The organism is Streptomyces sp. NPDC090022, from assembly GCF_044748145.1.
Taxonomy (GTDB): Bacteria; Actinomycetota; Actinomycetes; order Streptomycetales; family Streptomycetaceae; genus Streptomyces.
Genome location: NZ_JBIVFN010000022.1, coordinates 16,965 through 26,627, shown reverse-complemented (window position 1 = coordinate 26,627; position 9,663 = coordinate 16,965). Strand labels below are relative to the sequence as shown.

The following is a 9,663-nucleotide window of genomic DNA, read 5'->3' as shown; positions in this document are numbered from 1 at the left end:
ACCCCGACTCCACACACAACCGCCGTGCGCACCGGAAACCCGATCACCAGCCGTGAGAAGGTCCCGGTGCGCCGGCGGCGCACCTCGACGGTGGCGCTCTTCGTCCTGGCCGGAGCCGGGCTGCTGGTGTCGGTCGTCGCCGCGTCGCTCTTCGGGAGCGCGGACATCCGGCCCCTGGACGTCGTCTCCACGATCCTCCGCCACGTCGGTCTGGGCGCCATCGCGCCCACCCCACCCCTCCCGGGCCTGCTGGACGCGCTGATCTGGGAGTCGCGCTTCCCGCGGGTGCTGCTGGCCGCCGCCGTCGGGATGGCCCTGGCGGTCTCGGGCGCGGTCCTGCAGGCGGTCACCAGGAACTCCCTGGCCGACCCCTACCTGCTGGGCGTCTCCTCCGGCGCGTCCACCGGCGCCGTCGCCGTGCTCCTGCTGGGCATCGGCGGGAGCGTCTCCCTGTCGACCGGAGCCTTCGCCGGCGGCCTGCTCTCCTTCGGCCTGCTGCTGCTCCTGCTCGGCGGGGGGCGCGTCGCCAGCCCCTCCCGCGTGGTGCTGACCGGTGTGCTCGTGTCGCAGTTCTTCGCCGCGGTCACCTCGGTCGTCCTCATGGTCAGCGGGGACGCGAACTCCACCCGCGGCTTCACGTACTGGCTGCTCGGCACCCTCGGGGGCGCCCGGTGGGAGGGGGTGACCGTGACCGTCGTGATCATCCTGGCCGGAGTGGTCGCCGTGCAGTTCTTCGCGCCCGCCCTCGACGCGTTCACCTTCGGGTGGGACTCCGCCGCCGCCCTGGGGATCAACGTCACCGCGGCCCGCGTCTGGCTGATGGTGCTGACGTCGGTCATCACGGCGGCCGCCGTGGCGGCCTCCGGGGCGATCGGCTTCATCGGGCTCCTCGTCCCGCATGCCGTCCGTATCCTGGCGGGCCCGGCACACCGCTGCCTGCTCCCCCTGTCCGCGATCGCCGGCGCCGTCTTCCTCATCTGGGTGGACGTGTTCGCCCGGACGGCGTTCTCGCCCCACGAGCTGCCCGCCGGCGTCATCACCGCGCTGCTCGGCGCGCCCGCCTTCGCCCTGGTCCTGAAGCGTCTGGAGTCCTGATGGGCCGCATCACCACCACCGAACTCTCCTGGTCGGTCAAGGGCCACCGGCTGTTGGACAGCATCGAGATGGCGGCCCACGACGGGAAGACCGTCGGCCTCCTCGGCCCCAACGGCTCGGGCAAGTCGACCTTGCTGCGTCTGCTCGCCGGACTGCGCCGCCCCGACACCGGGACCGTCCGCTACGACGACACCAGCCTGGACGGACTCGGCCGCCGGGTGCTGGCCCGCCGGCTCGCCGTCGTCGAACAGGACGTGTCCGCCCACCACCACGTCACCGTCCGCCAGGTCGTCGAACTCGGCCGCACCCCCTTCCGCGGCCGGTTCGACGCACTGACCGGGCACGACCGGCGGATCGTCGGCGCCGCGCTGGAGCGGACCGACATGGCCGACAAGCAGCACCGGAGCTGGCACACCCTCTCGGGAGGGGAGAAACAACGCACCCAGCTCGCCCGCGCCCTGGCCCAGGAGCCCCGGGAGATCCTCCTCGACGAACCCACCAACCACCTCGACATCCGCCACCAGCTCGAACTCCTCGACCTGCTGGCCGCACTGGACGTCACCTGTGTCGTCGCCCTGCACGACCTCAACCTCGCCGCCCGGTACTGCGACCACATCGTCGTCCTCCAGCACGGACAGGTGGCCGCGGCGGGCGCCCCGGAGGCCGTACTGACCCCGGACCTCATCGAGTCGGTCTACGGCGTGAACGCGCTCGTCGACCGCGAACACACCACCGGCACGCTCCGCGTCACCTACCTGGCATCCACCGCCACGCGGACGACCGCCACGCGGGCGATGCAACCCGATCCCCGGTAGAGCCCATCAGCGGCCGACCGCGACGACCACGTCACGGTCACGGTCCCGGTCCCGGCCGACGACACACGGCGACGTGGCCACCGACTCAGTCGGTGGCCACGTCGCTGTGTCGTGTTCGGCCCGCCGCGCGGCGTACCGCTCGACGGTCGCCTTGCGCTCCCGTTCTGCGCGGTCTTGCTCTTCTTCGCCATCAGACCTTCCCTCCGCGGGCCCGGATCCGGGCCCGCGGCGGCCCTCGCTGCGGCCAGCACCTACTGGTAATGAAAACCATTCCCGTATACTGGCCCCATGGCACGCAACGAACTCCGCCCGGTCATCAAGCTGCGCTCCACCGCGGGGACCGGCTTCACCTACGTCACCCGCAAGAACCGCCGCAACGACCCGGACCGGCTGGTCCTGCGCAAGTACGACCCCGTCGCCCGTCGGCACGTCGACTTCCGCGAAGAGCGCTGACCCCACACCCCTCCCGACCCCGAAGGACACCCCCATGAAGCCCGGCATCCACCCCGCCTACGGCCCCGTCGTCTTCCGCGACAGTGCGAGCGGCACCGCGTTCCTCACCCGCTCCACCATGACCAGCCAGAAGACGATCGAGTGGGAGGACGGCCGGACCTACCCGGTCGTCGACGTCGAGATCTCCTCGGCGAGCCACCCCTTCTACACCGGAACCGCCCGCGTCATGGACACCGCCGGCCGTGTCGAGCGCTTCGAGCGCCGCTACGGGGCCCGCTGAAGGAGCGGGAGACCAGACTGCCCGTCGTCATCGTCGCCGGGCTCCATGCCGAGGCCCGCAAGGAGGTCGTGGACCGGCTCCTGCGGGCCGTGCCCGGCAGCGTGGCCCTCCACCACGACCTGGCCGGCGCGGCGCACGGCTCGGTACGCCGCCTGATCCGTGACGCCACCGGGCCGCTGTCCGAGGACGCCGCGCCCCTGGTCGACGACTGCGCCTGCTGCGCCCTGCGCGAGGATCTGGTCCCGGAGTTGGAGCGGCTCCTGGAGTCCTGCCTGCTCACCGACGCGGAGTACGCGGCCGGGCGCGACGGCTGGAAACACCTCCCCGCCGCCTTCGACGCCCTCCTCGAACCCGTCTGATCACCCCACGACCCCGCCCTCCGTGCCCCGGCCGCGCGGGCGGGGCCGGGGCGGCGCGCCGGCGGGGGAACGGTGGCGTGTCATGAGGGCTGCCGCGGTCTCGGTGCGGCATGTTCTCCTCGGCGGGAGATGTCCCGTGAGCCCTGGTGTGCGGGAGTCTGCGGAGGTGTCCCTTGGGCGCGAGCGGTGGCGGGCCGGGCGGGCCCTGGCGTCCGGAGTTCTGGCGCAGCCCGCTGCGGGGACCCTGGCTGACCTCGGTGTTCGGGCTGGTCCTGCTGGCCGGGATCAGCGTGCTGTTCGTCACGGGCCTGCTGTCGTACGCCGCCTACAACCCGGATCTGGCGGCGGTGAACGACCAGACGCCCGGCAAGGGGTGGCTCGGCTTCTACCTGTTCGCCTGGCCGACCTCCCCCTACTGGCTCTACCGGGTCACGCAAGGGGTGCACGTCACGCTCGGGATCGTGCTCGTACCCGTGCTCCTGGCGAAGCTGTGGTCGGTCATCCCGAAGCTCTTCGCCCTGCCCCCGGTGCGGTCGGCCGCCCACGGCATCGAGCGGCTGTCCCTGCTCCTCCTCGTGGGCGGCGCCGGGTTCGAGTTCGTCACCGGCATCCTCAACGTGCAGCTGCACTACATCTTCCCCGGCTCCTTCTACACGCTGCACTTCTACGGGGCCTGGGTCTTCATCGGTGCCTTCGTGGTCCACGTGGCCTTCCGGCTGCCGAGGGCCCTGCGCGCGGTCCGGACCGGGGCGGAGCAGGCCGCGGCCGGTACGCGGGAGGCGGCGGGACTGGTCACGCCCCGCCCGGCCGCGCCGACGATCTCGCGCCGGGGCGCGCTCGGCATGGTCGGGCTGGGATCCCTGGTGCTGCTGGTGGTCACGGTGGGTCAGAGCGTGGGCGGCCGGCTGCGGCGGACGGCCCTCCTCGCCCCGCACGGCCAGGACCCCGGCTCCGGACCGAACGGCTTCCAGATCAACAAGACCGCCGCCTCCGTCGGCATCCGCCCCAGCGACATCGGCCCCGCCTGGCGGCTGACCGTACGCGGCGCCGGCCGGCAGGTCGTCCTGACGTACGAGCACCTGCTGGCCCTGCCCCAGCACGACGCGGCCCTCCCCATCGCCTGCGTGGAGGGCTGGTCGACGCCCGACCAGCGCTGGAGCGGGGTGCGGCTCACCGACCTGGCCGCTCTCGTCGGGCTCGGCACGCACACCCCCCAGGTGTTCGTGGAGTCGGTGCAGCGCGGCGGCCCGTTCCGCTCGGTGGTCCTGCGCGACAACCAGGCCCGCGACGCCCGCTCGCTCCTCGCCGTACGCGTCAACGGCGCCGTCCTCTCCCACGACCACGGCTACCCGGCCCGGGTGATCGTGCCCGGTGCCCCCGGTGTCCACAACACCAAGTGGGTCACGCGCCTCACCTTCGGGGAGCCGGCGTGAGGATCCGCCTCCCGGCCCCGGGCACGTTCGACCTCCGGCGCCGGTACGGGGCCTCCCCGCTCCACCTGCTCCTCGTCCTCGCCTCCTTCGCCCTCGCCCTCTACGCGGGACTGCGGCTCCTTCAGGGGGACACCCTCGGGGTGGCCGTGTGGTTCGTCGGGGCGGCGCTCGTGCACGACCTGGTGCTGCTGCCCCTGTACGCGGTGACGGACCGGGCGGCGCAGGTAGTCTTCGCGAGCGCGCCGGACGCCGGGGGGCCCGCGGTGCGGGTGAGCGTCAACTACGTCCGGGTGCCGGCCTTCGTCTCCGGTGTCCTCCTGCTCGTCTGGTGGCCCCTGGTCCTGCGCCGGGTGGACCACTTCACCGCGGCCACGGGGCTGCCCGCGGACGGGTTCCTGACGCGCTGGCTGCTGATCAGCGCCGCTCTCTTCGCCGCCTCGGCGGCCGTCCTCCTCGTACGGACGTGGCACGGGACGAGGGCGGCCCGGCGGGCGAGGCGGGCGGAGCGGCGGGCGGCGCGGGCCGAACGGGCGCGCGCTCGCAGGGCGGCGAAGTGACCGCGCCGCGCTGCCCGCGCTGGGCAACATCGGCATCGACTGCTTCGATCGTTCCTGGACGGCAGTGTGCCCGCCTTCCTCTGCGGCCCGGACCGCCCGGTCTTTGGACGCCTTGTGCTCGTCAGACTCTCCACCGCCGCAGTGCCGGTCCTCGGCGTCGCTTCGCATGTGGGCAGCGACGACCCGGCCCAGCCGCCGGTGCACCGACATCGGCTCGACGAAGTAGGCTCGCCGGTGTCGTGGTCGACGACACCGGCGTCCTGAACGACACATTCCGAGAACGGGAGGAATACTGCAACTACCACCGTCCACACGGCGCTCTCGACGGCCAGACACCGTACGAACACTTCGAGCAGAAGTCCCGGACCCAGATGTAACCAAGCTCCGGCAGACGCACACGTAGGTCTTGTCCGGCCGGTTCCCGCGCGAGTACGTTCGTGGGTGGAGTGCCGGGAAGTCTGGTCGGCGATGAGGGGCCGTGTGCCCGCCCGCGCCCAACCGGAGGCCCGCATGGTCTCGAACGCCGTTTACACGGAATCCCTGAGCAAGCGCTACGGCCGTGTCCTGGCCTTGGACGGGCTGAACCTGAGTGTCCCGCGCGGAGAGGTGTTCGGCTTCCTCGGCCCGAACGGCGCCGGTAAATCCACGACCATCCGACTGCTCCTCGGGCTCGCCCGCCCCACGAGCGGCCGGGCATCGGTCTTCGGCGAGGACGCGCGTCACGTCGCCCTGACGCACCGGCGCCTGGCGTACGTGCCCGCCGACGTGGCGCTGTGGCCGCAGCTGACCGGTGCCGAGATCCTCGAACTGCTGGCGCGTACGGGCCCCGGAACCGACCGCTCCTACCGGGACGAGCTGGTGCGGCGGTTCGACCTCGATCTGTCCACAGCAGGACGGACGTACTCGACGGGCAACCGGCAGAAGGTGGCGCTGGTGGCGGCGTTCGCGACCAGGGCGCCCCTGCTGGTGCTGGACGAGCCGACCAGCGGCCTCGATCCGCTGATGGAACGCGAATTCCGGCGTGCTGTCCGTGAGGCCCGCGAACACGGCCAGACTGTGTTCCTCAGCTCCCACCAGCTCGCCGAGGTCGAGGCCGTCTGCGACAAGGTTGCGATCCTGCGCGCCGGGCGCCTGGTCGACGTGGCTGCCGTGCCGGAGCTGCGGCGTCTGCACCGCACCGAGGTGACGGTGTCGTTCACCGGCACGCCGCCGGATCTGAGCCGTGTGCCCGCCGTGGAGGCGGTCGAGGTGACCGGCCCCGCCTCGGTACGGTTCACCCTCACCGGCCCGCCCGGGCCGGCTCTGCAGGCGCTCGCGGCAGCGGACGTCACCAGCCTCGCAGTCAGAGAGCCCTCCTTGGAGGAGATCTTCCTGGGCTACTACGGCGGCCCCCGGCCATGACCCCCACACCCGCACAAGCGGGGCCCCTGCAGCACACCCCGGCGCCGTGGCGGGCGGTGACGACGCTGGCCTGGCGTCAGGTCAGGCGAGGCGCGTTCGTCGTCACCGTGCTGACGGCCGTGATGTCGGCAACGGCGGTAGCGGCCCACCGAAGCGCCCTCGCGGGCATGGAAGACGCCGCGGCACTGGAGGCGCTGGCAAGGAATCCGGCGATCCGTACCTTGTTCGGTGAACCGGTCGCGCTGGACGACCCCGGTGGCTTCGCCGTCTGGCGAACGGGCACCGCATTGGCGGTCGTACTCGCCGTGTGGGGGTTGCTCGCCGCGACGCGGATCACCCGGGGCGAGGAGGACGCCGGCAGGTGGGACCTCCTGCTGGCCGGCCGGGTCCCGGTCACGAGTGTCGTGGCACGCCACCTCACCGTTCTGGCCGGGGCACAACTCATCGCAGGCGCCGCAGCCTTCGCAGGTCTGGTCGCGGCGGGTGCCGCGGCGGGCGGCGCCGCAGTGCACGGCGCCGGCCTGGCTCTGTGCGGCGTGTTCTTCGCCGCGGTCGGTGCGATGACCGCTCAGGTTCTCGCTTCCCGGGCGTCGGCCAGCGGCGCCGCGGTGGCGGTTCTCGGCGCCGGCATGTTGGCGAAGATGGTCGCCGACGGTGTTCCCGCCCTGGGATGGCTGCGCTGGCTCTCCCCGTTCGGCCTGACCGCGCTGACGCGCCCCTACGACGGGGCCCGGCTCTGGCCGCTGTTCCTCCTTGCCGCGGCGGGCCTTGCACTCGCCATCGCCGCCGTGGCTGCTTCCGGGCGCCGCGACATCCGCGGCGGCTACCTGCAGCCTCCCTCCGGCCGGGACCCGCGGTTGAGGCTGCTCGGCTCGGTCCAGGCCTTCGCCGTCAGGCGAACGCTGCGGCCCCTGGCCGCCTGGTCCGCCGCGGTCGCCGCCTACTACCTCCTCATCGGCGTGCTGGCCCTGTCCATGACGGCCTTCCTCACCGACAACCCGCGCTTCGCCGAGCTCGCCGCACAGGCCGGCTTCGCCGGGCTCGGTACCGTCCAGGGATATACGGCCACGCTGTTCGCCCTGCTGGCCGTGCCCGCCGGAACGTTCGTCGCCGTCCGGCTCGCCGCCCTTGCCGCCGACGAAGCCGGCCGACGGCTGACCCTCCTGTTCGCCCAACCCGTCACCCGGACGCGCGTGCTCGTCGGCGAGATCGCCGCCGCCTTGGGAGGCGTCGTCGTTCTCGTGACGATGGCCGGTCTTGCCACCTGGACCGGGACACAGGCCGTCGGCGCCGATCTCAGCGTTCTCGATGCTCTCTCCGGTGCCTGGAACGTGCTGCCTGTCGCGTTCCTGTGCCTGGGCGCCGGCGTGATCGCACTGGGCTGGGCGCCACGGGCAGTTGTCCTGGTCGGCTCACTACCGGCTGCGGGCGGTTTCCTGCTGAAGGTCATCGCTGACAGCTCAGGACTGCCCACGTGGGTGGCCCAGCTCTCCCCGTTCACGCATCTCGCAGCCGTGCCCGACGCTCCGGCCCATTGGCCGGCCTCCCTCCTGATGACCGCCATGGCGGTCATCGCGACAGCTGCCGGGGCCCTCGGCTACCGGCTACGCGACCTGCAGGTCTGACCGGACGGCTCGGCGCGGGTGATCGATGCCGAGCATGATCACGCCGATGGCGAGGAGGGCGAGCCCGACCGCGAGGATGGGGAGGCCGGGGCCCGGCAGCATGGAGGTGGCTGCGCCGGCCATGGTGGTGAGCGGGCGGTCGAAGAGTTTGGCGGAGAACCAGCGGCCTATGATGCGTGCTGACTTTTCCGGGGAACGGGCGAGTTCGGGAAGCATGCGGGCTGCGCGTATTGAGGAAGATGGTGATCTCGCTGATCCCGAACACGCTGCGTCTCTTCCTGCCAGTGGACCGGATTGGCGCCCGGCGGTGATGAATCCACAGGACTGTAGAAGTTGGTTGGGTCGGTACGATGGTCAGCCGGCCGCGTTCTGGAGCCGCTCGCGGTCGATCACGGTGATTGCGCCCGCGGGCGAGCCGGAAGGGCCCTCGCTCCTCGAGGTCGCGCAGCACTTTGGTGCAGGTTCCGTGGGACGTGCCGGCGAGCGCGGCGAGTTGTTCGTGCCACGTGGGTCGGCTCACTCGCCGGACGCCTGGCTCCGGCCCGGCACCTGGGGCGCCCTCGCGGCCTCGGCTTCGGCCTTCGCGTCGCTCACGGCGGTGGCGGCCTGCTTCGCGGCTGCGTCGGCAGCCGAGGCAGCGTCCAGTGAAAGCGACCAGCCTGCCTCGAGCTCCGGAGCCCCGCCGTCCAATGCGCCGTCGCTGTCGGGAGGGGCTGTCTCGTCCGGTTTCGCGGATCCGGGAAGACCCATAGCCGACCGGTCGCCGAATGCGCTGGTGACGGCGCGAACCGCCTCGGTCAGCTCCCCGGGGATCACCCAGAACGTGTTGTTGTCGCTCTTCGCCAAGTGCGGGAGCGTTTCCAGGTACTTGTAGGCCAGGACCTTCGGGTCGGCGTTGTTGCGATGGACGGCCTGGAAGACGAGTTCCACCGCCTTCGCCTCGCCGTCCGCCCGCAAGATCATGGCTTGCTGCGTGCCCTGTGCTTCCAGGATGTCCTTCTGCTTCGTTCCCTCCGCGGTGAGGATCTTGGCCTGCCGCTCCCCTTCGGCGTGCAGGATGGCCGCGCGCTTGTCACGCTCGGCCCGCATCTGCTTCTCCATCGCCTCTTTGATGGTGTGCGGCGGATCGATGGCCTTGATCTCGACGCGGTTGACCCGGATGCCCCACTTGCCGGTGGCGTCGTCGAGGACGGTGCGGAGTCGGGTATTGATTTCCTCACGTGAGGTGAGCGTCTGCTCCAGGTCCATGGAGCCGATGACGTTCCGCAGCGTGGTCACGGTGAGCTGATCGATCGCCTGCAGGAAGTCGGCGACCTCATAGGCCGCCGCCCGCGGGTCGGTTACCTGGTAGTAGAGCACGGTGTCGATGTTCACCACGAGGTTGTCCTCGGTGATCACCGGCTTCGGGTCGGAGGAGTACACCTGCTCGCGCACGTCGAGTTTGGTGTTGACGCGGTCCGCCACCGGCATGACGAAGTTCAGGCCGGGTTGCAGCGTCCGGTGATACCGGCCGAACCGCTCGATGTTGTAACGGCGCGCCTGCGGGACGATCCGCACCGTGGCGGCCACGAGGAAGACAACAACAATCGCCGCCACGAGAATCGGGATGACAACCGGGTCCACACTTCCTCCGTCGGGTCGTGTT

10 protein-coding genes and 1 pseudogene are annotated in these 9,663 nt (G+C 71.6%); 9 read left to right on the top strand and 2 right to left on the bottom strand.

Going from position 1 to position 9,663, the window contains the following annotated elements; genetic code table 11:
- The first annotated feature begins 66 nt into the window (after positions 1-66).
- The 9 genes and pseudogenes from ACIPXB_RS28965 (at position 67) to ACIPXB_RS28925 (ending at position 8,018) form a co-directional block, all read left to right on the top strand.
- Positions 67-1,095: a FecCD family ABC transporter permease gene (locus tag ACIPXB_RS28965; RefSeq protein WP_401454611.1), complete on the top strand. Its 1,029-nt coding sequence runs from the start codon at positions 67-69 to the stop codon at positions 1,093-1,095.
- On the top strand, positions 1,095-1,910 hold the full coding sequence (locus ACIPXB_RS28960; protein WP_401454471.1) for an ABC transporter ATP-binding protein: 816 nt from the start codon (positions 1,095-1,097) through the stop codon (positions 1,908-1,910). The genes ACIPXB_RS28965 and ACIPXB_RS28960 overlap by 1 nt, the downstream gene beginning before the upstream one ends.
- A 288-nt stretch (positions 1,911-2,198) precedes the next feature.
- Positions 2,199-2,363 carry a 50S ribosomal protein L33 gene (rpmG, locus tag ACIPXB_RS28955; protein ID WP_362112076.1) on the top strand — a complete coding sequence of 55 codons (165 nt, stop codon included), beginning with the start codon at positions 2,199-2,201 and terminating at the stop codon, positions 2,361-2,363.
- Positions 2,364-2,397: 34 nt separating this feature from the next.
- A complete protein-coding gene (locus ACIPXB_RS28950; RefSeq protein WP_401454469.1) occupies positions 2,398-2,643 on the top strand; it encodes a type B 50S ribosomal protein L31 in 246 nt (81 codons plus the stop codon).
- Positions 2,640-2,918 (top strand): annotated as a pseudogene (locus ACIPXB_RS28945) (cobalamin biosynthesis protein CobW); the annotation flags it as partial. The gene ACIPXB_RS28950 and the pseudogene ACIPXB_RS28945, both read left to right, overlap by 4 nt.
- 257 nt (positions 2,919-3,175) lie before the next feature.
- On the top strand, positions 3,176-4,435 hold the full coding sequence (locus ACIPXB_RS28940; protein ID WP_401454467.1) for a molybdopterin-dependent oxidoreductase: 1,260 nt from the start codon (positions 3,176-3,178) through the stop codon (positions 4,433-4,435).
- On the top strand, positions 4,432-4,992 hold the full coding sequence (locus ACIPXB_RS28935) for a hypothetical protein (protein ID WP_401454466.1): 561 nt from the start codon (positions 4,432-4,434) through the stop codon (positions 4,990-4,992). Before ACIPXB_RS28940 ends, ACIPXB_RS28935 begins: the two co-directional genes overlap by 4 nt.
- Before the next feature lie 510 nt (positions 4,993-5,502).
- Positions 5,503-6,393, top strand: coding sequence for an ATP-binding cassette domain-containing protein (locus tag ACIPXB_RS28930; RefSeq protein ID WP_401454465.1), 891 nt, complete (start codon positions 5,503-5,505; stop codon positions 6,391-6,393).
- A 56-nt stretch (positions 6,394-6,449) separates the two neighbouring features.
- Positions 6,450-8,018 carry a hypothetical protein gene (locus ACIPXB_RS28925; RefSeq protein WP_401454464.1) on the top strand — a complete coding sequence of 523 codons (1,569 nt, stop codon included), beginning with the start codon at positions 6,450-6,452 and terminating at the stop codon, positions 8,016-8,018.
- On the opposite strand, the gene ACIPXB_RS28920 is transcribed toward ACIPXB_RS28925, so the two are convergent.
- On the bottom strand, positions 7,998-8,234 hold the full coding sequence (locus ACIPXB_RS28920; protein WP_401454463.1) for a hypothetical protein: 237 nt from the start codon (positions 8,232-8,234) through the stop codon (positions 7,998-8,000). The genes ACIPXB_RS28925 and ACIPXB_RS28920 overlap by 21 nt on opposite strands.
- A 300-nt stretch (positions 8,235-8,534) precedes the next feature.
- The gene (locus ACIPXB_RS28915; protein ID WP_401454462.1) at positions 8,535-9,641 is read right to left on the bottom strand and encodes an SPFH domain-containing protein; all 1,107 of its coding nucleotides are present in this window, start codon (positions 9,639-9,641) and stop codon (positions 8,535-8,537) included.
- Positions 9,642-9,663 lie beyond the last annotated feature (22 nt).

What these genes read in the sequence shown, in the direction of transcription:
- ACIPXB_RS28960 (WP_401454471.1), top strand. Translation starts at nt 1,095, where the DNA reads ATGGGCCGCATCACCACCACCGAACTCTCCTGGTCGGTCAAGGGCCAC.
- rpmG (WP_362112076.1), top strand. Translation starts at nt 2,199, where the DNA reads ATGGCACGCAACGAACTCCGCCCGGTCATCAAGCTGCGCTCCACCGCG.
- ACIPXB_RS28950 (WP_401454469.1), top strand. Translation starts at nt 2,398, where the DNA reads ATGAAGCCCGGCATCCACCCCGCCTACGGCCCCGTCGTCTTCCGCGAC.
- ACIPXB_RS28930 (WP_401454465.1), top strand. Translation starts at nt 5,503, where the DNA reads ATGGTCTCGAACGCCGTTTACACGGAATCCCTGAGCAAGCGCTACGGC.
- ACIPXB_RS28920 (WP_401454463.1), bottom strand. Translation starts at nt 8,234, where the DNA reads ATGCTTCCCGAACTCGCCCGTTCCCCGGAAAAGTCAGCACGCATCATA.